Origin of the sequence: Lelliottia sp. JS-SCA-14, assembly GCF_035593345.1 — a bacterium.
GTDB lineage: Bacteria > Pseudomonadota > Gammaproteobacteria > Enterobacterales > Enterobacteriaceae > Enterobacter > Enterobacter wanjuensis.
Genome location: NZ_CP141606.1, coordinates 2,138,911 through 2,163,448, shown reverse-complemented (window position 1 = coordinate 2,163,448; position 24,538 = coordinate 2,138,911). Strand labels below are relative to the sequence as shown.

The following is a 24,538-nucleotide window of genomic DNA, read 5'->3' as shown; positions in this document are numbered from 1 at the left end:
GTACCTCCCGGCAAAAAAAAGCGACCTCTTCAGGTCGCTTTTTTTATCTCCGCAGCAAAATTACTCTGCGTCTGGCTCTTCGGTTTTGTACTTCGCAGCGGTCTCTTTGATCAGCTGCTGCAGTTCGCCACGCTGATACATTTCGATCAGGATGTCGCAACCGCCAACCAGCTCACCGTCTACCCACAGCTGCGGGAAGGTCGGCCAGTTAGCGTATTTTGGCAGCTCAGCGCGGATGTCCGGGTTCTGCAGGATATCGACGTAAGCAAAACGCTCGCCACAGGCAGACAGCGCCTGCACGGCTTGTGCAGAGAAACCGCAGTTTGGCAGCTTCGGTGAACCTTTCATGTACAGCAGAATCGGGTTTTCAGCGATCTGGCGCTGGATTTTTTCAATAGTCGTGCTCATGTCTTGCTTCCTTAAACTTCTGTTACGGCATTCGTCTGACATTGTAGCGGGTCAGACAGACATCGGAAAATAACATTTTCGTCACCTGTATATATCATAACGGTTGTCTGCTGAAGTTGCATTCCTAAGATAGCTTAACCCTAAGCCGCGCGCGGTTTCGCTTAAGGAGTGAGCAATAAGGTAACAGTCTGACGTTTTTTTTTGCACTCGCTAACGAAACAGACTTTTTTGCCGATAAATGCTATTAACTTCTCGCAGATTTTTAGATTAGAATCGACGGGCTTTGTAAATCATACGCAGGCATTATTGATGACCTGCTCCTAATTCAGAGGAATGCTCAGTGGCGCGGATAACAAAAATCTCGATCACGCTCTGTGCTTTACTATTTACATCACTTGTTTTCACGCCAGCGGCTAACGCCTCCGAGCAGGCGCGGCACTCTGCCGTGCAGAAATCGCATCTGGCGAAAACCACAGAACGTAAGAAAAAAACCACCAGCTCCAGTAAAAGCGAAAAGAAAAAAACCACCACCGCTCGCAAGCAGTCCACCTCCAGTAAGGCCCTCACCAGTAAAACCCGAAGCAAACCGACCCGCACCGCAAAAGTAACTCCGGAAAAATGCACCGTGCGTAAAGGCCACAAAACTAACTGCGTGAAAGTGGGCAAAACGGCGAAGCTCTCTGAGGTGCATAAAGTGCGCGTGCAGAAAGCGCAAAAAACCGCGATGAACAAACTGATGGGTCAGATTGGCAAACCGTATCACTGGGGTGGCACCTCCCCGCGCACCGGTTTCGACTGCAGCGGTCTGGTCTATTACGCGTATAAAGATCTGGTGAAGTTCCGCATTCCACGCACCGCGAACGAGATGTATCACCTGCGCGATGCCGCGTCAGTTAATCGCGGTGAACTGGAGAGCGGCGATCTGGTCTTCTTCCGCACCCAGGGTCGCGGCACCGCCGATCACGTGGGCGTTTACGTCGGCAACGGGAAATTCATTCAGTCTCCTCGCAGCGGCCAGGACATTCAAATCACCTCCCTGAGCGAAGACTACTGGGTCCGCCATTACGTTGGCGCGCGCCGCGTGATGACACCGAAAACCATTCGCTAATCCCTGCCCTGCCGCGCCGTCGGCAGGGTAAGTTCCTCTTTTGCATACCCTTTCAATTTGCTACTCTATCCATGCACTCAATAGGGTTATTGGCGTGCAACACTATAATAAGGAGAGAAGCAATGTCGTTCGAATTACCTGCATTACCGTATGCAAAAGACGCCCTGGCTCCGCACATTTCCGCGGAAACCCTGGAGTATCACTACGGCAAACACCATCAGACCTATGTCACTAACCTGAACAATCTGGTGAAAGGCACTGCGTTTGAAGGCAAAACGCTGGAAGAGATCGTGCGTAGCTCTGAAGGTGGCGTGTTCAACAACGCGGCTCAGGTCTGGAACCACACGTTCTACTGGCACTGCCTGGCCCCGAACGCCGGTGGCGAACCGACCGGTGAACTGGCTGCAGCGATCAATGCCGCGTTTGGCAGCTTTGCTGATTTCAAAGCGAAGTTTACTGACGCCGCAATCAAGAACTTCGGTTCTGGCTGGACGTGGCTGGTGAAAGAGGCAGATGGCAAACTGGCTATCGTTTCCACCTCTAACGCAGGCACCCCACTGACCACCAGCGCGAAACCGCTGATGACCGTCGATGTGTGGGAACACGCTTACTATATCGATTACCGTAACGCTCGCCCGAACTACCTTGAGCACTTCTGGGCGCTGGTTAACTGGGAATTTGTGGCGAAGAACTTCGCCGCGTAAGAGACACGCAGAAGGGTTTTGCCCTTCTGCGTTTTTGGTTTATTCCGTCACGCTTGCCGGTTCCGGCTCTTTGCGACCGGATGTGAGAACCAGCAGCAGACCAAGAGCCGCAATAATCGCCCCCATCACCGGGACAAAGCTGTATCCCAGCCCGCCCGAAATCACCGCCCCACCCGCTGCCGCGCCGAGCGCATTACCGAGATTAAACGCGCCGATATTCACGGACGACGACAGACCCGGCGCTTCGTGTGCCACACGCATCACGCGCATCTGCAACGGCGGAACCACCGCAAAGGTCGCCGCGCCCCACACCACCATCGCAATGGCCGCACCGAATTCGTTACGCGCCAGCCAGGGAATGGCGAGCATAATTACAATCAGCAGGGTTAAGAAGCCTTTCAGCGTACCGGTGACCGAGCGATCCGCCAGCTTGCCGCCGAGATAGTTCCCGAGTGAGAAGCCCACGCCGATCAGGACCAGCATCGCCGTCACAAACAGCGGCGTGGCGTGGGTGATGTCATGCAGCACGGGAGAGATATAGGTGTAGAGCGTGAACATCGCACCTGCGCCGAGCACCGTCGTTAACAGGGCAGACAGCACCTGCGGGCGCACCAGCACTGACAGCTCTTTACGCACGTCCGGGCGCTCACCCGCCTCGCCTTTCGGCAGGGAGAAGAACAGCGCGAGCATCGCCACCACGCCCAGCCCGGCGGTGGCCAGGAACGACATCCGCCAGCCGATGACTTCACCGAGCCAGGTCGCCGCCGGAACGCCGCCAATGTTGGCGATGGTCAGGCCCATAAACATCGTCGCCACCGCGCTCGCCTGCTTATGTTTTGGCACCACGCTCGCGGCTACTACCGACCCTAAGCCAAAGAACGCGCCGTGGTTCAGGCTGGTCAGAATGCGCGACAGCAGCAGCGTCGTGTAATCCGGCGCAATCGCCGACAGCACGTTGCCAAGGGTAAAAATCGCCATCAGGAAGATCAGCGCATTGCGGCGGGCACGATGGGAGAGCAGCAGCGTCATGAGCGGCGCACCGATCATCACCCCAATCGCATAGGCGCTGATGAGCATCCCCGCCGCCGGAATGGAGACATCCACACCTTTAGCAATGACGGGCAGCAGCCCCATCGGGGAAAACTCGGTGGTGCCGATGCCAAAAGCGCCAATCGCCAGGGCCAGCAGGGGAAAATTGATTTTCATTGTTAACTCCGGATGCCGTGTCGTCGTCATCGCGCGACACAGGACTAAGATGGCAAAAGCATGACATCAATCACAAAAAATGAGAAGTTAACAAATTAGCAAAAGATTTTTGCAGGATGGGTAACAATCAGGGAGAGGAGACGAGGGAGAGAACTCTCCCCCGCTTAAATCAGTGCAGGGCTGCGGTCAGACCTGCTGCAACAATCAAAGCCAGCACAATAACGGTCGTGGTCAGCGAAAACTTCAGATCGGTACTCATCAATTTTTCTCCTTTTAATCACCTTACGAAAAGTGAGCTTGCTCATTTTTACACAGTTTCCCCCAAAAATCTTCCTGGATTTAGACTGATAACCGTTTTTGCTCTTCCCCTTTTCATCAAGATAAGACAAAATTCCACGCTAAATTTATAAGCGTACCGGCCACTGACCCCCTCCTGACGTTCTGAGTCGTTTTCCCGGCGTATCGCAATTCACATTGCGAGATAAGGGTGAGAGAAGGCAAACGTTTACCTTTAAGTATTTCAGGAGTTTAAGATATGGTCTGGAGTGACATGTAATGGCAACAATTAAAGATGTGGCGAAACGCGCAAACGTTTCCACTACAACCGTATCACATGTAATTAACAAAACGCGTTTTGTTGCGGAAGAGACGCGCAACGCCGTATGGGCTGCCATCAAAGAGCTGCACTACTCTCCGAGTGCCGTGGCGCGCAGCCTGAAAGTGAATCACACCAAATCGATCGGCCTGCTGGCGACCAGCAGCGAAGCCGCCTATTTCGCGGAGATCATCGAAGCCGTTGAGAAAAACTGCTTCCAGAAGGGCTACACCCTGATTCTCGGCAACGCCTGGAACAGCCAGGAAAAGCAGCGCGCTTACCTGTCAATGATGGCGCAAAAGCGCGTCGATGGCCTGCTGGTGATGTGTTCTGAATACCCGGAATCCGTGCTCTCGATGCTGGAAGAGTATCGTCACATCCCGATGGTGGTGATGGACTGGGGCGATACCCGCGCCGATTTCACCGACTCCGTGAACGACAACGCCTTTGAAGGCGGCTACATGGCGGGCCGTTACCTGATTGAACGCGGTCACCGCGAAATCGGCGTGATCCCGGGTCCGCTGGAGCGCAACACCGGCGCAGGCCGTCTGGCTGGCTTCATGAAAGCGATGGAAGAAGCGCTGATCACGGTGCCGGAAAACTGGATCGTGCAGGGCGACTTCGAGCCTGAGTCCGGCTATCGCGCCATGCAGCAGATTGTCTCCCAGTCACATCGTCCGACCGCGGTCTTTATCGGCGGTGATATTATGGCGATGGGCGCCCTTTGCGCAGCCGACGAACTCGGTTTGCGCGTCCCGCAGGACATTTCTGTGATCGGGTACGATAACGTGCGCAACGCCCGCTACTTCACCCCGGCGCTGACGACCATTCACCAGCCGAAAGACTCGCTGGGTGAAACGGCCTTCAACATGCTGATGGACCGCATCGTCAGCAAACGTGAAGAGTCGCAGTCGATTGAAGTCCACCCGCGCCTGATTGAACGCCGCTCCGTCGCCGACGGTCCGTTCCGCGATTACCGCCGTTAATCATCTCTGAGGGGCCGGTTATTCCGGCTCCTTCAGCCACTCTCTGTTCAGCGTTTCGCTATCCCCCAGATACTCCAGCAGCCACGCCAGCGCCGGTGACATATCGTTTTGCTGCCAGGTCAGGCAACAGGCCGCATCCGGGAACGGGTTTTCCAGCGTTAATGCCACCCACTCACCGCGATCGATGCGCGGGCGCGCAAAATGCACCGGCACCATGCCGACGCACAGCCCTGCGGAAAGACAGGTCGCCGAGGTTTCCCAGTCTGGGGCCACCACCCGCCGCTGGTTATCCAGCAGCCAGGTGATGCGTTTTGGCAGCGAGCGGGACGTGTCTTCCAGCACCAGCGACGGCCAGTTGCGCAACGTGTCATCGCTCAGCGGACCTTCAATGGCGGCGAGGGGATGATCGCGCGCCACGACGCAGGTCCAGCTCAGGGCTCCCATATCGCGAAAGGCATAGCGTCCGCCCACCGGGATCGCCTGCGTGGCACCGATCGCCATCTCCACCCTGCCGTCAGAGAGCGCATCCCACACGCCGTTGAACACCTCCTGGGAGACGCGCAGCTCCACGTCCGAGAAGTGGCGATAAAAATCGACCACCATCTGGCGGGTGCGCTCCGGTTTGACGATGTTATCGACTGCAATGGCAAGATGGCCGCGCCAGCCGTTGGCAATCTGCTGACACTGCTCGCGGGTGATCATCATTTTTTTGATAACAGATCGCCCTTCTTTCAAAAACCAGACGCCCGCAGGCGTCAGGACGACGTCGCGGTGGCGGCGCTCAAACAGCGGAACCGCCAGCCACTCTTCAAGCTGACGCACGGTATAGCTCACCGCAGACGGAACGCGGTGCAGTTCCTGGGCCGCGCCGCTAAAGCTGCCGTTACGCGCAACCGCATCAACCACTTCTAAGGAATATTCAGACCACATTTTTTGCCTGCAAAATTTTTGAATGCAACCACCAAATATTAGCGTTTCACAAGGCAGTTTGCACTCCCTACACTCTGCGCCAGTGAATACCTGCCCTCTTTAGGAAATAAAAACAATGCAACCCAACAAAGGATTCCTGGTCTGGCTCGGCGGCTTAAGCGTGCTGGGCTTCCTGGCCACCGACATGTACCTGCCCGCGTTTGCCGCGATGCAGGCGGATTTACAGACCCCTGCCGCCGCCATCAGCGCCAGCCTGAGCCTGTTCCTCGCCGGTTTTGCCTTCGCGCAGCTGCTGTGGGGACCACTCTCCGACCGCTACGGTCGTAAACCGATTTTACTCTTAGGTCTGGCGATTTTTGCCGTCGGCTGTCTGGGCATGCTCTGGGTGCGCGATGCGACCTGGCTTTTAGTGTTGCGTTTCATTCAGGCATTCGGCGTGTGTGCCGCGGCGGTGACCTGGCAGGCGCTGGTCACGGACTACTACCCCGCGTCACGCGTGAACCGTATTTTTGCCACCATCATGCCGCTGGTCGGTCTTTCTCCGGCCCTGGCCCCGCTGCTCGGCAGCTGGATCCTGGTGCATTTTGACTGGCAGGCGATCTTCGCCACCCTGTTTATCATCACTCTGGTGCTGATGTTACCGGCCTTCGCGCTGAAACCGGCGTCATCCAAACCTGCTGAAACGACGGATAATCGCGTCACCTTCCTCTCCCTGCTGCGCTCCCGCGCCTATCGCGGCAACGTGCTGGTCTACGCCGCCTGCTCCGCCAGCTTCTTTGCGTGGCTGACCGGTTCGCCGTTTATTCTGCACGATATGGGCTACAGCCCGGCGGTCATCGGCCTGAGCTATGTCCCGCAGACCATCGCCTTCCTGGTCGGCGGTTACGGCTGCCGCGCAGCGCTGCAAAAATGGCAGGGACAGCAGATGCTGCCGTGGCTGCTGGTGCTCTTCGCGGTGAGTGTGATTGGGACCTGGGCCGTTGGCTTTATTCCAGACGTCGGGCTGACGGAGATTCTGATCCCGTTCTGTGTGATGGCCGTGGCGAACGGTGCGATCTACCCTATCGTGGTGGCGCAGGCGCTGCGTCCGTTCCCGCATGCGACGGGGCGTGCAGCGGCGCTGCAAAACACCCTGCAGCTGGGTCTGTGCTTCCTGGCAAGCCTGATTGTTTCGGCGCTCATCGCCACCCCGCTGATGACCACCACCAGCGTGATGCTGGCGACCGTGGTTCTCGCCGCGCTGGGCTATCGCATGCAGGCCTCAGCGAAAGATCGAGTGAACGAAACGGCACAGGCATAATCGCGCCAGCAATTATGTGACATTTTAGTGATTAGGCTGCTAATAACTTTCGGTTGAATCACCGTTTTTTGCAGCCTATACTAAATTTGCTTCACACAAATACGATAAATATTATGTGTTAACGGGAGCCGGAGTGCTCCCGTTTTACCATGGAAGGCCTTTCGGTAAGGGTTATCTCCCTTCCTCTGTTCTACGTCGGATATTAGCCTCGCGGAAAAACCGTGGGATTTCTCACAAACCATAAAAAACGGCTACGCTGTTTGAAGGTTCTGATCACAGCAGGTGATGGAGAAGCTATGAGTTCATCGTGTATAGAAGAAGTCAATGTCCGGGACAATGACTGGTTTCGGATCGTCAATGAATTACTGAGTCGGGCGGGCGTCGCGATTAACGGGTCTGCCCCATCCGATATTCAGGTAAAACACCCCGATTTTTTCAAACGCGTTCTGCAGGAAGGTTCGCTCGGTCTGGGCGAGAGCTACATGGACGGCTGGTGGGATTGCGAGCGGCTGGATATGTTTTTCCATAACGTTCTGCGTGCCGGGCTGGAAAACCAGCTCCCTCACCGCCTGAAAGACACCCTGCGTATCGCCTCTGCGCGATTGCTCAATTTGCAAAGTAAAAAGCGGGCGTGGATTGTCGGGAAAGAGCATTACGATCTCGGAAACGATCTTTTCAGCCGCATGCTTGACCCGTTTATGCAATATTCCTGCGCCTACTGGAAAGACGCCACCACCCTTGAAGATGCACAGCAGGCCAAGCTGCGTTTAATCTGCGAAAAACTGCAGCTTCAGCCCGGCATGCGGGTTTTAGATATCGGCTGCGGCTGGGGCGGACTGGCTTATTACATGGCGAAAAATTACGGCGTGAGCGTTGTCGGCGTGACCATTTCCGCCGAGCAGCAGAAGTTGGCGCAGGAGCGCTGTGCGGGTCTGGATGTGACCATTCTGCTGCAGGACTATCGCGATCTGGACGACCAGTTTGACCGTATCGTCTCGGTGGGGATGTTCGAGCACGTCGGTCCGAAGAATTACAACACCTATTTCACGGTTGCCGACCGCAACCTGAAACCGGAAGGTCTTTTCCTGCTGCACACCATCGGCTCCAAAAAGACGGACCATTCCGTTGACCCGTGGATCAACAAATACATCTTCCCGAACGGCTGCCTGCCCTCGGTTCGCCAGATTGCTGATGCCAGCGAGTCGCACTTTATTGTCGAAGACTGGCACAACTTTGGCGCGGACTACGACACGACCCTGATGGCCTGGCATTCGCGTTTTATCGCCTCATGGCCGGAAATTGCTGATAACTATTCGGAACGCTTCAAACGGATGTTTAGCTATTATCTGAATGCCTGCGCAGGGGCGTTTCGCGCGCGGGATATTCAGCTCTGGCAGGTGGTGTTTAGCCGCGGTGTGGAACACGGATTGCGCGTGGCGCGGTGAGAATATGGCTTTTGTAGGCCGGGTAAGCGCAGCGCCGCCCGGCAACAAACGTGCTCATCTTCAATGAATAAACCCCGGCTATCCGGGGTTTATTTTATTCGTCTTCCGACGTCAATTGACTCGCTAATTCTTTCGCCGCCAGCACGCGCTCAACGGTATCCACAACCGCCTGGGTCTGCGGATCAATTTCGATATTAATGCGGTGGCCGAGTTTTTTCGCCCCCAGCGTCGTACGCTGCAAAGTTTCCGGAATTAAATGCACGCAGAAACGCGTCGGCGTGACTTCACCTACCGTCAAACTAATCCCATCCACGCCAATAAATCCTTTGTACAGGATGTATTTCATTAATGTGGAATCCTGGACTTTAAACCAGATCTGGCGATTATTTTCCGAGGTCAGAATTTTCGATACTTCAGCGGTGGACATAATATGGCCCGACATTAAATGCCCGCCGATCTCATCGCTGAATTTCGCCGCGCGCTCAACGTTGACCATATCGCCCACCACCAGCTCGCCGAGATTGGTAATACGCAGCGTCTCTTTCATCAGATCAAAGCTAATGCGATTCCCGTTAATCTCTGTCACCGTCAGACAACAGCCATTGTGGGCCACCGATGCGCCGGTCTCCAGACCGTCGAGCATATATTCCGGCAGCTCCACTACATGGGTACGGAAATTGGGTTTTTCATCAATGGACACCAGTTTTGCGGTGCCCTGCACAATACCAGTAAACATGCTTACCACTCCTGTTTTATCCCAACGGTGGTGACACCGTTTTAATCGCATCACAATAACAGTTGGAAAAAGAGGTTGCCAGCGGAGCGCATTTTCTGGCGATTTTTTCACTAGATAAATAGAGAATCCCCGCTACAATAGCTGGCATTCCCCCTGCATCTTCTTCTTACTGCCAGTTTTGGCGGGTTTTTTAGTCTCTCAAATAACAACAATACAAAAGGTGTTCACGTGCAGAAGTACATGAATGAAGCGCGTCAGTTATTAGCACTGGCAATACCGGTGATCATCGCGCAGGTCGCTCAAACCGCAATGGGATTTGTGGATACGGTCATGGCGGGCGGATACAGCGCCACCGATATGGCCGCCGTTGCGATCGGTACCTCTATCTGGTTCCCGGCCATTCTTTTCGGCCACGGGCTGCTGCTGGCCTTAACCCCGGTTATCGCCCAGCTTAACGGCTCAGGCCGACGCGATCGTATCGCCCACCAGGTGCGCCAGGGCTTCTGGCTCGCCGGTTCGGTCTCTGTTCTTATCATGATTGTGCTGTGGAACGCGGGCCATATTATTCGCTCCATGCACAATATCGACCCCGTGCTGGCCGATAAAGCCGTCGGCTATCTGCGGGCGTTGCTGTGGGGCGCGCCGGGCTATCTGTTCTTCCAGGTGGCGCGTAACCAGTGCGAAGGGTTGGCCAAAACCAAACCCGGCATGGTGTTCGGCTTTATCGGCCTGCTGGTCAACATTCCGGTGAACTACGTCTTTATCTACGGTCACTTCGGCATGCCGGAACTCGGCGGCGTGGGCTGTGGCGTGGCGACAGCGGCGGTGTACTGGGTGATGTTTATCAGCATGCTGTGGTACGTCAAACGCGCGCGTTCGATGCGTGATATCCGTAACGAGCCACGTTTCAGCAAGCCGGATATGGAGGTCATGAAGCGTCTGGTCCAGCTGGGCCTGCCTATCGCGCTGGCGCTGTTCTTTGAAGTGACGCTGTTTGCGGTCGTCGCCCTGCTGGTGTCGCCGCTGGGGATTGTCGACGTGGCAGGCCACCAGATTGCCCTCAACTTTAGCTCGCTGATGTTCGTTCTGCCGATGTCGCTGGCCGCTGCCACCACCATCCGCGTCGGCTATCGTCTGGGCCAGGGCTCGACGCTGGATGCGCAAACCGCCGCACGGACCGGCCTGATGGTCGGCGTGTGCATGGCGGCCTGTACCGCGATCTTCACCGTCGTGATGCGCGAGCAAATCGCCCTGCTCTACAACGACAACCCGGAAGTGGTGATCCTCGCCTCACAGCTGATGCTGCTGGCGGCGGTGTATCAGATTTCCGATTCGATTCAGGTGATCGGCAGCGGCATTCTGCGTGGCTATAAAGATACGCGCTCGATTTTCTATATCACCTTTATCGCCTACTGGGTGCTCGGCCTGCCGAGCGGCTACGTGCTGGCGCTGACGGATCTGGTGGTCGACAGAATGGGCCCGGCCGGTTTCTGGATGGGCTTTATCATCGGCTTAACCTCCGCCGCAATCCTGATGATGCTGCGCATGCGCTTCCTGCAACGCCAGCCGTCGACTATCATTTTGCAGCGCGCTGCGCGTTAATTACCCGTAAGCCGCCTTCGGGCGGCTACTTTCTCCTCATTTTGCGCGGGAATACAGCAATCGCGTGAAATACGGAAGAAAATTGCATTTTCCCTCTTGCCTCATCCACTCACTGTCGCTAATATTCGACCCCGTTGTCACAGACAACATGATGCGTCCGTAGCTCAGTTGGTTAGAGCACCACCTTGACATGGTGGGGGTCGGTGGTTCGAGTCCACTCGGACGCACCATTCAAAAAAATCTGTACAGTGCGTCCGTAGCTCAGTTGGTTAGAGCACCACCTTGACATGGTGGGGGTCGGTGGTTCGAGTCCACTCGGACGCACCATTTCGCTTTACTCCTCAGTTTTCTGAATTCTCCCTGTTAAATTCCAAAAGCCATACTGCAGTTATACCTTTCTGCTGGCAAACCTCTCCCCTTTTGATTTATGAATTTCATTCATAGCCCCTGGTTATTTCACGTAATTATCTTTCACTCCGCTTTTGGTAATCTTGGGTTCGCGATGCGTTTATGAAAAGGCCAGCCGGAAAGTCTGGCACCGCGTCGGATTAGATATTCTTATCGAAGAAGACGTCTAATTTTTGCAACGCCTGGTCAACGTATTTAGGCACCCAATAGGTCTCGAAACGACAAGGTCAAAGCCATTGTCGCCTTCGAGCCCGGCAGCAGTTTTGTCTTCCCGGAGAAAGAACTCCCCCGCCCCTATGCCAAGCGCGTTCGACACGCTGAAAGGTGAGCCCGTACCGCTGGAACAGTTTATGGCGCTGACGAAAATCCCGATTCTGATTATTTACGGCGATAACATCCCGGATAAACCTGTCGCCATGCCCGCGCAGGACAGCTGGCGCGTACGCCTGGCGATGGCTCGCGAGTGGCGTGACGTGGTCAATAAGCATGGCGGGGATGTGACGGTGACGCATCTGCCCGAGTCAGGGATTAAAGGGAATACCCACTTCCCGTTCTCTGACCTGAATAACGTACAGATTGCGGATTTTGTGTGTGAGTTTCTGAAAGAGAAAAGGCTAGAGTAGGATGAGATGGGAATGAGCCTTCGTTGGTGAAAGCTCAATATGAGCATCAGCGTTGTAAAAGTGGCCGAATCCTGGCGGGAGGCTGTTAAGCGTGAATGTCTGCTATGAGCGAAAAGCAGACATTCGGCTCTCTGCTATATGCCATAATTAAGCGCACGCCTGAAATAAATGGATTGTGCTAGTGCGCTTTACTGTTTTGAAGAGATGTGACGTAAGTCATCGCTGACGCCCCCAGCAGTAGTAACCCACTCAAGCCGAAAGCACTTTGCCATCCCAGACTGTCGAATACCACTCCTCCTGCCGTTGAACCAAGTGCAATCGAAAGCTGGATCACTGCAACCATGAGACCACCACCCGTCTCTGCATCTTCGGGCAGCGCCCGTGCAATCCATGTCCACCATCCCGTTGGCGCCGCCGTGGCCAGTAACCCCCACAGGCTTAGCAAAACTGTAACCGCCCAGATGCTGTGTCCGAACAGCAATAATGTACCGGCTACCGTTGCCATAAGCAGGGGAATCATTATTAAAATTTGATACAACCTGGCATTCAGGAATATCGATACGGCTAATGTGCCGACAAAACCTGCTGCGCCTATTGCGAGCAAAATCAGTGAGAACCCAGCAGGACCTACGTTGGTCACGTTCTCAAGAAAGGGGCGCACATAGGTAAATAAGGCAAACTGCCCAATAAAGAAGAGCCCGCAAGCTAGCAGTCCTGTTAGTACAATGGCGTCGCTGAACAGACGAAGCAGAGTCCCCTCTAGCTTTTGTTTTTTATCGCTTTTCATAGTGGGCAGGCTGACCCATAGCCAGATGAACGCGGCTATCGCCAGGGGGACGATGCATAAAAAGGCCCCACGCCAGCCGACAGTTGTCCCCAGATAGCTACCAAGTGGCGCAGCCACAACGGTAGCCAGCGCGTTCCCACCATTAAAAATCGCCAGCGCACGGGGAACCTGATGCTGCGGTACGAGCCGAATGGCGGTTGCAGCTGAGAGTGACCAGAATCCACCGATGACGACGCCAATCAGGGCCCTACCCAGCATATAAACCGGATAGCTGGGTGCCACGGCGATAACCAATCCAGATATGGCCATCAGGACAGCTAGCCCCAGCAGAAGATATTTACGATTCAGATCTCCGGCGATATGGGAGATAGTCAGGCTGGTCAGTACCGCCAGCGCGCCAGATATTGCAATTCCCTGGCCTGCCAGGCCTTCCGTGATGTGCAGCTCGCGGGCAATAGGCGTCAATAGGCTGACCGGCATAAATTCGGAAGCGATTAGTACAAAAACGCAGAGCGTCATGGCAAACACGCCACCCCAGTGCGCATCTGTTTTTTTAGGTGATTTTTTAAGACTTACTATGGACATTATCAGCATCTCTTTATATGGACGCGGCGAGATTCAGAACAGCCGGGACAGACGCTATTCAGAGAATAACGAGAACATGTGGATGAGAATGGGGAGCGAACGATTAAAACCGCCTGCAATTAGCAGGCGGTTTCAGGTCGTTATCTTAAATTAGCTTTGAAAAACTGCTCAAATTTATCGAAAGGGATCTTGCCCGCAACGTTATCGTACAAATCAACGTGGTTTGCCCCCGGAACAATCACCAGCTCTTTCTCTTTACTGCCAATGGCCTTAAAGGCATCTTCGGCAAAATAGCGTGAGTGGGCTTTTTCGCCGGTCACAATAAGTGTAGGGATAGTGACTTCATTGGCGTAACTCAGAAGCGGCATATTCATAAATGACAGCGGCATAGTCGCATTCCAGGCCCCGGTTGAATTGACCGAATGCGCATGGAAACCACGCGGCATGCGATAATAGTCAAAGAACTCTTTCAAAACAGGATGAGGATTGGCAGGTAACGTTTCCGGCAAAACACGATCCGATGCACTGACGTTACCCTTCTCATCAACATTAATGTCATGGCCGCCGGGCGCGTAAGTGCCATTTTCCGCATCTTTCCAACGCTGTGCGTTCAGATACTGTAGTACTGCGCGACGATCTTTAGTTGAATAGCGGTCTTTACCATCACCCACACCATGCCCCATCGCACGGCTCATGTCATACATCACGCTGGTCGCCACCGCTTTCACGCGGGTATCCATTGCGGCGTCGTTTAAGGCCATGCCGCCCCAGCCGCAAATACCGAGCAGCCCGATACGGTCGCGATCAACCTCTTTTTGCAGACCTAAGAAGTCAACTGCCGCGCTGAAATCCTCGGTATTAATATCCGGAGAGGCGACATTACGTGGAGAGCCACCGCTTTCTCCCGTATACGAAGGGTCAAACGCCAGGGTAACAAACCCCTGTTCTGCCAGCGTTTGTGCATACAGTCCGCTAGATTGCTCTTTCACTGCGCCGAAAGGCCCACTGACGGCAATGGCCGCCAGCTTACGCTCACCACGATCCTTCGGGATGTAGAGATCCCCCACTAGAGTGACCCCATAACGGTTCTGGAAGGTCACTTTACGGTGATCCACTTTCTTGCTTTCAGGGAATGTTTTATCCCATTTTTCGACCAGCGAAACAGGCGCGTTCGGATTAGTTGTATCAGCATAACTCATGTTTGTGACTCCACTTAATGATGCACATAGCAGCATGGCGGGTATCGCAGTTGCCAGTTTTTGGGTGAAAACAGTCATCAAAACTCCCCTTATAAAACGTGATTGAAACAGGTTTCATACGGACAACACTGCTGTGCTTTGTAGCAATGCGCTCATTATAGTTAGCAGAAATAGTGCTGATTAGAGGGTGTTAAGTGCTAGGATTAATACCAAATTATTCTAAATTAAGATGTGGTTTCGGGAGCAGAATGATGGCGAAACGGGAAAACTATAACGATTTGTACCTGTTTATGCAGGTGGTACGGGAAGGGAGCTTTACAGCAGCAGCACATCGCCTTGGCCTGGCACAATCAGGAATAAGCCGTTCAGTTCGGGAACTTGAAGAACGACTGGGAGTTCAGCTCCTGGTGCGCACCACGCGCAGATTATCGCTCACCCATGCCGGTGAAAAGCTCTACCGGACCATTGAAGCAGGATTCGACGCTTTAGATATGGGACTGGACACGCTGGCTCATTATCGCCAGTCCCCATCGGGGACGGTACGCATCAATGCCAGTCAGCATGCTATTGATAAATTGCTTCTGCCAAAGCTTGCGGTATTTAAGAAGAGCTACCCGGATATCCGACTGGAACTCATTAGCGAAAGCCGATTTGTCGATATTATTGCCGAAAGGTTTGATGCGGGTGTTCGCCTGGGGCCTGAAGTAGGTAGTGGCATGGTTGCTGTGCGTATTTCCCCAGACATGGAGATGGCTGTTGTCGGCACGCCTGACCATTTTCGTCGCTATGGCTTTCCGCAAGCCCCCACAGATTTAGCGGTTCATCCCTGCATCGCTTATCAGTTTGGCGACGGGAAACTGTACTCATGGGAACTTCACCATAACGGTAAAAAAATCACCCATCGGCCGCAGGGGCAGTGGGTTTTCGCGGACAGCTATATGGAGGCCAAAGCGGCCAGGCTGGGCCTGGGACTGGCTTATGTTCCGGAGGAGTTGGTATCTGAGGATTTAGAACAGGGTTCGCTCATCAGAGTTTTACAACGTTACAGCCAACGCCTGGAAGGCTCATTTCTATATTATCCGCACCGCAATGTGTCGCCTGCTCTACGAGCGGTTATCGATACATTGAGAATTTAGGACTGAGGACGAGCTTATACACATGTAAGGGTAAAAGGTCTGCTGTTGGCACAAAGTAGACCACTCCCCCATCAACAAAAAAGCCGGATGGCGCTGCCGCTTATCCGGCCTACAGGTTTTACACCGCTTTTTAGTGCGCAGTCTGCTGACAGGACCAGCGCGGTGCATTTAGCTCCCCGGCGAACATCCACATCAGTTCGCACAGCAAACCGCGCAGCGATTTTTCCATGTCCGGTAACAGCGACTGCTGGCACAGCAGCTGAGTCAGCGCCTGGCAGTAATCACACAAGGCTTCGGCATCCGGCTCAAAATAAGACGGCGCTTCCGGCAGCGTGTCGACGGTAAAGCGCTCGATCAGATGCGCAGGGATGGGTTCGCTAAGCGTCGGGCGAAGCAACGCGAGGCACGCACTGATTCGGCCCAGCAGCGCCAGTTTGTACGCGGGTTCATGGCACTCCATCAGGGTTTCAGCAAAACGGTCGCAGCAGTCGGCGAGCTCGGTGAAGTCTGTCGCGGCGCTGAACGGGACGCTCAGTAAATCGTGAGCGGGGGTGAAAATGGTAGTCATGGGGAAAACTCCAATGTGTGTTTTGAAATTACCGTCACTGGAGAGGTCAATCTCACGGGTGACAGAACCGGGCGGGGTTGACCTTACCGACCACACTGGATATCGGCGCGTCTTGCGACGCCCCCACCCGGCCCGTCATTGTAGCGTAGCCGTGTGCACGACACAAAAATGGTGCGATTGCGCCAAGTGTGTCCTCAATGTGTAGTTCGGGAGGTCAATCCCGGTACCTGATTTTGCAGGTGCGAAAGAAGAATACGGCGATAACCGGATATCGACAATGGGTATTACTGGAAGGAGGATCTCGTTGTTGAATGTAATTTCCTTCAGATGATTACATCATTTAAATCAATGTGTTGGTCGGAATAATTTACACGAATCACTGCGTCAGACCTGCAACAGAACTCAATCTCCAGTCGAATTTATTGTCATCTCTCAGCCAACGACGCGGGGCGATCGTGCTGATCTCCCTGCTTTCTGAGGGAGTGTGGCTAATGTCAGGTCAGATATGAATGAGGAGCGGAGGTTTAAGATGTTATTGTTTGCTTAGCGTACTGAATCAGGAATAATCAGCATGTGCCATAACTTTCTGTTGCCGAACTACTTAGCCGGGTATGTCGATTCCATGCGTAAATTACAAAAACTCATTTTATCTGAACGCACCACCACGTCCCCCTACGACAGCCTTTCTCCGAGAGCGATATCTCGTATCGCATCAAAATGTCGTAAGGATGAAGTTGCTGATGCGCATATCCTTATAAAGCAGCTCAATGCGGAGTTGTGCACTATTCCCGATTGGGATGGTGATACACATGATGACATTTGGAGGTGTCTCGAATTGTTCAAAGCAATTCTGGATAAAATGAAAAAATAAATTACCCTAGTGTCCATTTCAGATTCGAGGTATTAGCACAATTTCATCTATAAGCAAGCACTGATATTGCTTGACTCCAGAAGATCACTAAGTGATTTGTCAGGTTTTGACCTACTTACTATACAAAACGCCATCTTCCGCTCATGGCACGAAGCTGACCCCACCCAATTAATGAGCCTACCTAATAAACCCTAGCGCATTACCCTACCTAATCAAATAAATCATTCCCCGTTATGCTTCTCCCACACAACAGCGAAAGGATAACCTCATGCAATCAGTAACTCTGAACAACGGTATTGACATGCCCCTGCTGGGCTTTGGTGTCTTCCAGATGACGGATGCCGCCCAATGCGAGCGCGCCGTGATCGACGCTATCGACACGGGCTACCGCCTGATCGATACCGCCGCGTCTTACCAGAATGAAACTCAGGTCGGGAACGCCCTGAAACAGAGCGGTATCGCACGTCACGAGCTCTTTGTGACCACCAAACTTTGGCTGCAGGATACGCATTACGAGGGGGCTAAAGCCCAGTTTGAGCGCTCGCTGAACCGGCTGCAGCTGGACTACGTTGACCTGTATCTGATTCACCAGCCTTATGGCGATGTCCACGGGGCCTGGCGAGCGATGGAAGAGCTGCAGCAGGCGGGGAAAATTCGCGCCATTGGTGTGAGTAACTTCCACCCCGACCGACTGGCCGACTTTATCGCCTTCAACAACATTGTCCCGGCGGTAAACCAGGTTGAAGTGAATCCCTTCAACCAGCAGCTTCACGCGGTGCCCTGGATGCAGAGCCGCGGCATTCAGCCGGAAGCCTGGGCGCCTTTTGCGGAAGGCAAAAATGGTCTGTTCCAGCATCCGGTGTTAACGGCGATAGGCCAGAAGTACGGCAAAAGCGTGGGTCAGGTTGTGCTGCGGTGGATCTTCCAGCGAGGCATCATTTCGCTGGCGAAATCGGTGCGCAAAGCGCGTATGGAAGAGAACATCAACATTCTCGATTTTGAACTCAGCGCTGAAGATATGCTGCAGATTGCTGCCCTTGATACCGCCACCAGCGCGTTCTTTTCTCACCGCGATCCCGCCATGGTGGAGTGGCTGACGGGCCGTAAGCTGGACGTTTAACTCGTTTCGGTTGTCTTATCACGACTCACAAACAGCAAAAATCCACGCCCTTGCGTGGATTTTTCATTTTCGACACCCAGGACTAACTAAACTGCCTGATCATTCGGTCGAGATCTTTTTCCCTGACGGCTTTCGAAAGGTAATATCCCTGGAAACTTTTCACCCCTGCTGCGGCCAGTTTTTCGAACTTATCCTCACTGTCGACCCCTTCTGCCACGCAAGCTCCGCCGGTCATATCGCTGTAAAACTGGATAGCCTTAATCAAACTGTAGTCGTCTTCATTTGCCGAGAATTTATCAACAAGATCGCGATCTAATTTCAGCCCATCAAAACGTATCTGTCTGACAGGAAACATCGCGTAGTCGCTGGAAAAACAGTCATCGAGGAACAGGCGACACCCGGTATCACGAATACGCTGCATCGCGAAAGGAATTTCTTTATTCTGCGTGACATCAATGGTCTCAGCAAATTCGAATACCAGCTTCTCTGCCCAGGCCACGTTCGAGAGTAATTCGACCGCTTTTTTTGCCATATCAGGTAATGCGTTCCCTCCGGCTAATTCCGGGGGAATATTGACCGAGAAATAATATTTGCCATTGTATTTATTGATCCCTTTCACTGCCGCATCAATCACAAGGGCCGTCATCTGCAGCCAGATTTTTTTATCATGAAGATCGGTCAAAAAGCTCACAGGTTTAAGGATCTCGCCGTTACGATCCCAGCGTAAGAGAATTTCAAACCCGACCACTTTTTTATTTCCGTCCGTAATCACCTGATAAACAGGGAAAATTTCCCGCCTCATCAATGCCCTGATCAGTTCAGACTGACGATCGCTATGCTTTTCACTCTCCACGTCTGCTGGATCTGCACTGATGCGAATAAAAGAGACATCCTTCAGCCAGGGCTGAATAAATTGTAATTTACGCAGCCCTTCCGTACGGTGCGTATATATCGTTTTGACGTCCAGACCGTACATTTCTGATTGTTGTTTAACCGATATTCCGCGGTAGGCGTTAAGCACAACATCCAGCTCTCGTGATGTCAGTCCTTTTGCCAGATTGCCGGTTAACATTTCATCGAGCCGTACAGCATCTTCCAGACGAGGGAAATCATTGTGAAGAATATCCTCACAGGAGTGCGACAAACTGGCAATGCGGATGGTTTTAAGCTTATATCTGTCTTTGATGAGACTCAACACCATACGGTAAATCCAGGTAGCGGGCAGACTACAGTAAATAGTCATCGTCACACTACAGGGAAGCGCGTTGAGTAATGAAATGCTCTTCTTTAACGTCAGCAAAATAGTGGGCAGATCGCCTTTTAAAAAAACAGAAATACACCTGTCAGCATCACCACAGATGTCATTGACTTCTCGTTCGGTGGCCGTATCACCCTGAGTCATAATACGTGAAGAACGGATGGCATCACGTGCAAGCAGCATATCATAGCCCTGCCAGGTAAAACCGCAGGGCGTAATGACGAATTTATGTTTAATAGGATTCGGGTAATAGATAAGCGCTTCGCAGGCCACAATGACCTCCTGTAAAAAGAGTAGATGCAATGAACTTCGTAAAGAAGAAACGTAAAATATCATACCAAACCCTTATTATCACCACCATAAAAGACGTCTTTAAAAAGAGTAAAAAACCGCTTCTTTACAGATAAAAGACATTAAAAGCATTTAATGCCAATAACAATACAGAATGAGCGCGTACATATTTGATTTAATTTCCCTGCGTTGCTAATGCAATTACATCCAATTACATTCTTATCGCGTCTGAGGGTGTTATCTTTTAAAATAACAAAAGTAAAATACATTCACCCAATGTATAATATTATCTACGAAAGTTCCGACTGACATCAACACAGCACTTACTGGCTCGCTTTAATATAGGGCAACCGCATGGATAAACTCATTTCATCCAGGGCATTGCTGCATCGAAGGGACGTTATCAAAAATAACCCTCGATTCAGTGAAGCTATAAAACAGCATTTCACCATTAATGATTCAATCTACAAGAAACAACCCCTGTTCTATAAAACAATGCTTCAGGAATCCAGGCTTAACATTGTGTTATCGATGTGCTGCTTTGTGTTCGGCAACCAGGCCTCTTCCGTCTCAGAAATCAAAGAGTTATGCGCACGGTATAAAATAGCCAGCCCGAATAGCGTGATCGCGATTATTACCTTACTCCGAACGACCGGGAGAATCAGTACCTGGCGCTGCAGCGAGGACCGACGAAAAATGTTGATCGAGCCGACGCAAAAAGGGCTGGATGAACTTAAGCGCTATATGTCGGGTGCGTTTTTACCGGTGAGCACATTATATCCAGATTACAATATCAATATTAATCTCCTGGACAATACGGCGCTGCGCCATAGTTTTTTTCATCGTGCCGCTGAGTATCTTTTCCGGGGCGTGACCTTTAAAAAGATTTTGCCCGACGTGGGATTGTTTATTGATAAAGATGGGGGGCGCATGATCATGCTGTATCTCTATTTACAGGCAATGAAAAACAGAAATTCCCATGGCGCGATTATTGACTATTCGGCGAGCGTGATTGCCAAGGAATTTTATGTTTCGCGCATCCATGTTAATCGCATCATTAAGGCGGCGCAGGAGGCAGGATATCTCAAAGATCGGGAAGATGGTTTTATTACGATTTACCCCAGCTTTATTCAACTGGTGGAAAATTATTGCGGGTTATACTTTGCCTATGTCACTCACTATCTGAATATTCACCCTAAAGAACGGCTGGCGGCAATCAGTTTTCACGCTGCCGTATAATTAAGCAGGCGGTCGGTTAACCGACCGCCATTTTTTTATCTTTCCCGCAACGCTTCCCGCGCTTTGTTCAGTGGTTTTAACAGATAATCCAGCACACTCTTACTGCCGGTTTTAATATCGACGGTTGCGATCATCCCTGGAAAGACAGGGAATTCTTTGCCCTGCTTATTGGTCAGATGATTACTGTCTGTGCGGATATAAACCCGATAATAGTAAACGTCTCTTTTGACCTCATCCTGGATGGTGTCCGGGGAAATCATGGTGACTTCACCGTCCAGCCCGCCATAGATGGAATAATCGTAAGCGGTCACTTTGACCAGGGCTTTTTGACCCGGATGAATAAAGGCCACATCGCGGGGTGAAATTTTGGCTTCAATCACCATCTGGTCATCAAGGGGGACCAGGGTCATCAGTTTGCCGTTCGGCGGAATCACGCCTCCCACGGTGGTCACGTCGATATCTTTCACAATTCCGCGGACCGGAGCCGTAAACGCCAGTCGGGTCAGGGAATCTTCCCGGCCTTTCATGACCGAACGTTGCGCTTCGATTTCAGCATTCGCCTTCGCCAGCTCTTCGCGGGCGCGGACGTAATACTGGTTTTGCATCTCGGTGATCTTGCTCTCAAACTCATTTTTCTGCCGCTCAAGGCGTAAAACCTCCACCTTGCTGGCGGCCCCCTGAGTCACCAGCGGGCGAGTCAACGACAGCTCACGCTGGACAAGATCGGCGCCCTGACGCAGACCGGCCACCCCTTTGTCGAGGCTTTCACGACGGGATTGATACAGCGCCGTTTCCTGCCTGACCAGTTCGACGTCATCATCCAGCTCTGACGGGAACACCAGCTCCGTGTTATTCACCTCCGCATTCAGACGCGCGGCCGTTGCCAGGGCCGCATTCAGCCGGGACTCACTCTCCAGCACGCCCGACTCCGTTTTCGTCCGGTCCAGTTGGGCGAGCTGCTGCCCGCGCTCAACGATGTCACCTTCGCGCACCAGCAGGCTGTGAATAATCCCCCCTTCGAGGGACTGGATCACCTGCTCATGAGAGGACGGGATGACCTTGCCGCTGCCGGTGGTCACTTCATCGAGCTGGAAAAGACTCGCCCAGCCGACGAATACGGCCAGAAGTGAAAACAGCGACCATACCACCCAGGTTGAACGGGGCAGACGCGGCTCTTTCAGACGGCTGTTAAAACGGGAAAAATCATTCATGCCAACCCCTCCTCAGTCATCGCCGCCGCTTTCATGGTGACAGTGCGTTTTGGTGCCTTTTGCGCGGCCATGCCGTGCTGGCGCAGGATCGCGTCTCGCGGGCCATCCATCACAATTTTGCCGTTTTCCAGCACAATGATGCGGTCAACCAGATCCAGAATCGGCAGACGATGCGTCGCCACCACCAGCGTCCGGCGCTGGCCCAGCCACTGATCGAGATGCTGAATAAACTGCTTCTCGCTCATCTCATCCAGCCAGGCGGTCGGTTCATCGAGCAGCAAAATATTCGGCGAGGTGATGAGCGCGCGCGCCAGCAGCAGCGCCTGCCGCTGCCCACCGGACAACCCTGCGCCGCCTTCGTTGATGATGTAGTTCAGCCCCATTTTCTGTTTGCGAACGAACTCCAGCGCCCCGCTGTTGACCAGCGCCTGATGAATTTCATCATCGGTTGCCAGCGGATTACCCATCATGATGTTGTCGCGCACCGAGCCAAAGAACAGCCGCGCCTGCTGGCCGAGCAGCTGCATGTCCCGTCGCACATCGGCCGTGTCGAGATGGTTCAGGGCAATATCGTCCAGCAGAATGCTGCCCTGCTGGGGTTCCTGCATCCCCGCCAGTAGCTGCAGCAAGGTGCTTTTCCCGGAGCCGTTACGCCCGAGCACCGCGATGCGCTCCCCGGCGCGGATCTGCAGCTTGCCGATCTCCAGCACCTTGAGTTTTTCCTCGTCGTCGTACCAGAAGCCAACGTCCTCCAGGGCATAGTCGCCGCGCAGGTGCGCTTTATGCACTTTCTTACCCTGCAGAGGGTCGTCAATCGGGCGCTGCATCAGATCGTCCAGCCCTTTGCGCGCCACTTTTGCCGACTGCCAGCGCGAGAGCACCCCGGAAATCTGCGATAACGGGGCAATCGTGCGGGAGGCCAGGATCGAGGTGCCCACCAGCGCACCCGTGGTCATGTCGCCACTGATCACCAGATAACAGCCCACCAGCAACACCACCGCGTAGACAATCGACTGCACTTCCTGGGTCCAGGTCAGCAGCAGCCCCGTCAGCCAGCGCTGCTTCATCCCCACGTTGGCGGCGACGTCATTGGTGTTATTCCACTGATTCTGGAAACGCTGTTCAGCACGCATCAGTTTGATGTCTTCGATGCCCTGCACCGCTTCCACCAGCGTGGCGTTGCGAATCGCCGACTCGCGCATCCCTTCACTGGAGAGTTTCCCCAGCGGACGCTGCACCAGCAGGCCAGGAATAAGCAGCAACGGCACGGCGAGGAGCACCACCAGCACCAGCGGACCGCCAATCATCCACAAAATAAACACGAACAGCAGGAAGAACGGCAGATCGGAGATTGCCGCAATGGTGGTGGAGGTGATCAGTTCCCGCACCGACTCCAGCTCGCGGATTTGCGCGATAAAAGAGCCGGTTGATTTGGAACGGGCACCGTTTTTGATGCGCAGCGCATGGGCAAAGACGCGCTCAGAGATCCGCAGATCGGCGCGTTTCCCCACCACATCGGAGATATGCACGCGCAGCATGCGCATGATGAATTCGAACAGGATGGCAATCATGACGCCACCAAACAGCACCCACAGAGTGGCTTCGGACTGTGATGGCACCACCCGGTCATACACCTGCATGGAAAAGAGCATCCCGGACAGCGCCAGCACGTTGGCAACCATCGCCACCAGCATAATGTCGCTGTAACGACGCCAGTCTTTCAGCGCCAGCTGCCAGAACCAGTTTTTTTCGTAGGGCTTGATGTAGTCATCGACGCGCGCATCCGGCGTGGACTCCAGCGGGCGCAGCACCAGTAAACGCTGCAAGCGCGTGCCCAGCGCCTCACGGGTCAGGACCGTTTCCAGACCGCCATCCCCGCTGAACTGCAGGCTGACATTCCCTTCGTTGTCCATACGGTTAATCACCGCAATCTGCCCTTCGCTCATTTCAGCGATCAGCGGCAAACGCCACGGGTCGAGGGAGGCCGGCGTGGCGGCAACTTCACGTAGCCCCAGCCCGAGCTGGCGCGCCATCTCTTCCAGCACCAGCTGGCGCGGGGACTGACTCTCGTGGTTAATGGTGACCCGGACATGCTCCGCAGAGAAATCCAGCCGGTAGTGCTTTGCGATGATGAGCATACCCTGCAACCAGGGTTCGTACTGCGGATGTGTCTTCATAATGCTACGTCCTGTCCAGTGCGGTAATTTATCACTGAAATAGTA

21 protein-coding genes, 2 tRNA genes and 1 pseudogene are annotated in these 24,538 nt (G+C 53.4%); 13 read left to right on the top strand and 11 right to left on the bottom strand.

All coding sequences use genetic code 11. The features are described from left to right. Positions 1-60: 60 nt before the first annotated feature. Positions 61-408: a monothiol glutaredoxin 4 gene (grxD, locus tag U9O48_RS10150; protein WP_095281803.1), complete on the bottom strand. Its 348-nt coding sequence runs from the start codon at positions 406-408 to the stop codon at positions 61-63. Between the two features lie 340 nt (positions 409-748). Here grxD and U9O48_RS10145 point away from each other — a divergent pair, with 340 nt between their 5' ends. After that, entirely contained in the window at positions 749-1,516 is a 768-nt protein-coding gene (locus U9O48_RS10145) for a C40 family peptidase (RefSeq protein ID WP_285144675.1), read from the top strand. 122 nt (positions 1,517-1,638) lie between these two features. Then, entirely contained in the window at positions 1,639-2,220 is a 582-nt protein-coding gene (gene sodB / locus U9O48_RS10140) for a superoxide dismutase [Fe] (RefSeq protein ID WP_103946411.1), read from the top strand. Between the two features lie 39 nt (positions 2,221-2,259). Here the strand turns inward: sodB and U9O48_RS10135 are convergent, their stop codons facing one another. Beyond that, entirely contained in the window at positions 2,260-3,426 is a 1,167-nt protein-coding gene (locus tag U9O48_RS10135) for an MFS transporter (RefSeq protein WP_285150221.1), read from the bottom strand. A 169-nt stretch (positions 3,427-3,595) separates the two neighbouring features. Continuing rightward, positions 3,596-3,685, bottom strand: coding sequence for a YnhF family membrane protein (locus U9O48_RS10130; RefSeq protein ID WP_282493292.1), 90 nt, complete (start codon positions 3,683-3,685; stop codon positions 3,596-3,598). Between the two features lie 296 nt (positions 3,686-3,981). Here U9O48_RS10130 and purR point away from each other — a divergent pair, with 296 nt between their 5' ends. After that, on the top strand, positions 3,982-5,007 hold the full coding sequence (gene purR / locus U9O48_RS10125) for an HTH-type transcriptional repressor PurR (protein WP_095281798.1): 1,026 nt from the start codon (positions 3,982-3,984) through the stop codon (positions 5,005-5,007). An 18-nt stretch (positions 5,008-5,025) separates the two neighbouring features. On the opposite strand, the gene punR is transcribed toward purR, so the two are convergent. After that, the gene (gene punR / locus U9O48_RS10120; RefSeq protein ID WP_282493293.1) at positions 5,026-5,937 is read right to left on the bottom strand and encodes a DNA-binding transcriptional activator PunR; all 912 of its coding nucleotides are present in this window, start codon (positions 5,935-5,937) and stop codon (positions 5,026-5,028) included. A 115-nt stretch (positions 5,938-6,052) separates the two neighbouring features. Here punR and punC point away from each other — a divergent pair, with 115 nt between their 5' ends. Together punC and cfa are read left to right on the top strand one after the other, a co-directional pair. Further along, entirely contained in the window at positions 6,053-7,237 is a 1,185-nt protein-coding gene (gene punC, locus U9O48_RS10115; RefSeq protein ID WP_285150220.1) for a purine nucleoside transporter PunC, read from the top strand. A 296-nt stretch (positions 7,238-7,533) separates the two neighbouring features. Further along, a complete protein-coding gene (gene cfa, locus U9O48_RS10110; RefSeq protein ID WP_285150219.1) occupies positions 7,534-8,682 on the top strand; it encodes a cyclopropane fatty acyl phospholipid synthase in 1,149 nt (382 codons plus the stop codon). A 94-nt stretch (positions 8,683-8,776) separates the two neighbouring features. On the opposite strand, the gene U9O48_RS10105 is transcribed toward cfa, so the two are convergent. Then, entirely contained in the window at positions 8,777-9,418 is a 642-nt protein-coding gene (locus U9O48_RS10105; RefSeq protein ID WP_285150218.1) for a riboflavin synthase subunit alpha, read from the bottom strand. A gap of 228 nt (positions 9,419-9,646) precedes the next feature. Here U9O48_RS10105 and mdtK point away from each other — a divergent pair, with 228 nt between their 5' ends. The 4 genes and pseudogenes from mdtK to U9O48_RS10085 form a co-directional block, all read left to right on the top strand. Continuing rightward, the gene (mdtK, locus tag U9O48_RS10100) at positions 9,647-11,020 is read left to right on the top strand and encodes an MdtK family multidrug efflux MATE transporter (RefSeq protein ID WP_282493297.1); all 1,374 of its coding nucleotides are present in this window, start codon (positions 9,647-9,649) and stop codon (positions 11,018-11,020) included. A 153-nt stretch (positions 11,021-11,173) separates the two neighbouring features. Beyond that, positions 11,174-11,250, top strand: a tRNA-Val gene (locus U9O48_RS10095). Positions 11,251-11,270: 20 nt separating this feature from the next. Then, a tRNA-Val gene (locus U9O48_RS10090) sits at positions 11,271-11,347 on the top strand. 295 nt (positions 11,348-11,642) lie between these two features. Next, positions 11,643-12,051 (top strand): annotated as a pseudogene (locus U9O48_RS10085) (alpha/beta hydrolase); the annotation flags it as partial. A 178-nt stretch (positions 12,052-12,229) separates the two neighbouring features. On the opposite strand, the gene U9O48_RS10080 reads toward U9O48_RS10085, so the two are convergent. Together U9O48_RS10080 and U9O48_RS10075 are read right to left on the bottom strand one after the other, a co-directional pair. Then, on the bottom strand, positions 12,230-13,423 hold the full coding sequence (locus U9O48_RS10080; RefSeq protein WP_285150217.1) for an MFS transporter: 1,194 nt from the start codon (positions 13,421-13,423) through the stop codon (positions 12,230-12,232). Positions 13,424-13,563: 140 nt separating this feature from the next. Next, positions 13,564-14,700, bottom strand: a complete 1,137-nt coding sequence (locus tag U9O48_RS10075) for an alpha/beta hydrolase (RefSeq protein WP_285150216.1) — start codon at positions 14,698-14,700, stop codon at positions 13,564-13,566. 173 nt (positions 14,701-14,873) lie between these two features. On the opposite strand from U9O48_RS10075, the gene U9O48_RS10070 reads away from it, so the two are divergent. Beyond that, positions 14,874-15,758 (top strand): LysR family transcriptional regulator, encoded by an 885-nt coding sequence (locus U9O48_RS10070; RefSeq protein ID WP_285150296.1) that lies wholly within the window; start codon positions 14,874-14,876, stop codon positions 15,756-15,758. Between the two features lie 130 nt (positions 15,759-15,888). Here U9O48_RS10070 and U9O48_RS10065 read toward each other — a convergent pair whose 3' ends face one another. Beyond that, a complete protein-coding gene (locus U9O48_RS10065; protein ID WP_285150215.1) occupies positions 15,889-16,326 on the bottom strand; it encodes a hypothetical protein in 438 nt (145 codons plus the stop codon). A 622-nt stretch (positions 16,327-16,948) separates the two neighbouring features. On the opposite strand from U9O48_RS10065, the gene U9O48_RS10060 reads away from it, so the two are divergent. Beyond that, the gene (locus U9O48_RS10060; RefSeq protein ID WP_324724232.1) at positions 16,949-17,197 is read left to right on the top strand and encodes a hypothetical protein; all 249 of its coding nucleotides are present in this window, start codon (positions 16,949-16,951) and stop codon (positions 17,195-17,197) included. Between the two features lie 268 nt (positions 17,198-17,465). Further along, positions 17,466-18,317, top strand: a complete 852-nt coding sequence (locus U9O48_RS10055; protein WP_285150213.1) for an aldo/keto reductase — start codon at positions 17,466-17,468, stop codon at positions 18,315-18,317. A gap of 82 nt (positions 18,318-18,399) precedes the next feature. Here the strand turns inward: U9O48_RS10055 and U9O48_RS10050 are convergent, their stop codons facing one another. Then, positions 18,400-19,848 (bottom strand): EAL domain-containing protein, encoded by a 1,449-nt coding sequence (locus U9O48_RS10050; protein WP_285150212.1) that lies wholly within the window; start codon positions 19,846-19,848, stop codon positions 18,400-18,402. 372 nt (positions 19,849-20,220) lie between these two features. On the opposite strand from U9O48_RS10050, the gene U9O48_RS10045 reads away from it, so the two are divergent. Next, positions 20,221-21,105, top strand: coding sequence for a MarR family transcriptional regulator (locus U9O48_RS10045; protein ID WP_285144688.1), 885 nt, complete (start codon positions 20,221-20,223; stop codon positions 21,103-21,105). Positions 21,106-21,140: 35 nt separating this feature from the next. Here the strand turns inward: U9O48_RS10045 and U9O48_RS10040 are convergent, their stop codons facing one another. Both U9O48_RS10040 and U9O48_RS10035 read right to left on the bottom strand, forming a co-directional pair. Beyond that, a complete protein-coding gene (locus tag U9O48_RS10040) occupies positions 21,141-22,316 on the bottom strand; it encodes an HlyD family type I secretion periplasmic adaptor subunit (RefSeq protein WP_282491920.1) in 1,176 nt (391 codons plus the stop codon). Continuing rightward, positions 22,313-24,493, bottom strand: a complete 2,181-nt coding sequence (locus U9O48_RS10035) for a type I secretion system permease/ATPase (RefSeq protein WP_324724231.1) — start codon at positions 24,491-24,493, stop codon at positions 22,313-22,315. Before U9O48_RS10035 ends, U9O48_RS10040 begins: the two co-directional genes overlap by 4 nt. Positions 24,494-24,538 lie beyond the last annotated feature (45 nt).

Coding starts and splice junctions, on each gene's coding strand:
- grxD (WP_095281803.1), bottom strand. CDS start 408: ATGAGCACGACTATTGAAAAAATCCAGCGCCAGATCGCTGAAAACCCG.
- sodB (WP_103946411.1), top strand. CDS start 1,639: ATGTCGTTCGAATTACCTGCATTACCGTATGCAAAAGACGCCCTGGCT.
- U9O48_RS10135 (WP_285150221.1), bottom strand. CDS start 3,426: ATGAAAATCAATTTTCCCCTGCTGGCCCTGGCGATTGGCGCTTTTGGC.
- U9O48_RS10130 (WP_282493292.1), bottom strand. CDS start 3,685: ATGAGTACCGATCTGAAGTTTTCGCTGACCACGACCGTTATTGTGCTG.
- purR (WP_095281798.1), top strand. CDS start 3,982: ATGGCAACAATTAAAGATGTGGCGAAACGCGCAAACGTTTCCACTACA.
- punR (WP_282493293.1), bottom strand. CDS start 5,937: ATGTGGTCTGAATATTCCTTAGAAGTGGTTGATGCGGTTGCGCGTAAC.
- punC (WP_285150220.1), top strand. CDS start 6,053: ATGCAACCCAACAAAGGATTCCTGGTCTGGCTCGGCGGCTTAAGCGTG.
- cfa (WP_285150219.1), top strand. CDS start 7,534: ATGAGTTCATCGTGTATAGAAGAAGTCAATGTCCGGGACAATGACTGG.
- U9O48_RS10105 (WP_285150218.1), bottom strand. CDS start 9,418: ATGTTTACTGGTATTGTGCAGGGCACCGCAAAACTGGTGTCCATTGAT.
- U9O48_RS10080 (WP_285150217.1), bottom strand. CDS start 13,423: ATGTCCATAGTAAGTCTTAAAAAATCACCTAAAAAAACAGATGCGCAC.
- U9O48_RS10075 (WP_285150216.1), bottom strand. CDS start 14,700: ATGACTGTTTTCACCCAAAAACTGGCAACTGCGATACCCGCCATGCTG.
- U9O48_RS10070 (WP_285150296.1), top strand. CDS start 14,874: ATGGCGAAACGGGAAAACTATAACGATTTGTACCTGTTTATGCAGGTG.
- U9O48_RS10065 (WP_285150215.1), bottom strand. CDS start 16,326: ATGACTACCATTTTCACCCCCGCTCACGATTTACTGAGCGTCCCGTTC.
- U9O48_RS10060 (WP_324724232.1), top strand. CDS start 16,949: ATGCGTAAATTACAAAAACTCATTTTATCTGAACGCACCACCACGTCC.
- U9O48_RS10055 (WP_285150213.1), top strand. CDS start 17,466: ATGCAATCAGTAACTCTGAACAACGGTATTGACATGCCCCTGCTGGGC.
- U9O48_RS10045 (WP_285144688.1), top strand. CDS start 20,221: ATGGATAAACTCATTTCATCCAGGGCATTGCTGCATCGAAGGGACGTT.
- U9O48_RS10040 (WP_282491920.1), bottom strand. CDS start 22,316: ATGAATGATTTTTCCCGTTTTAACAGCCGTCTGAAAGAGCCGCGTCTG.
- U9O48_RS10035 (WP_324724231.1), bottom strand. CDS start 24,493: ATGAAGACACATCCGCAGTACGAACCCTGGTTGCAGGGTATGCTCATC.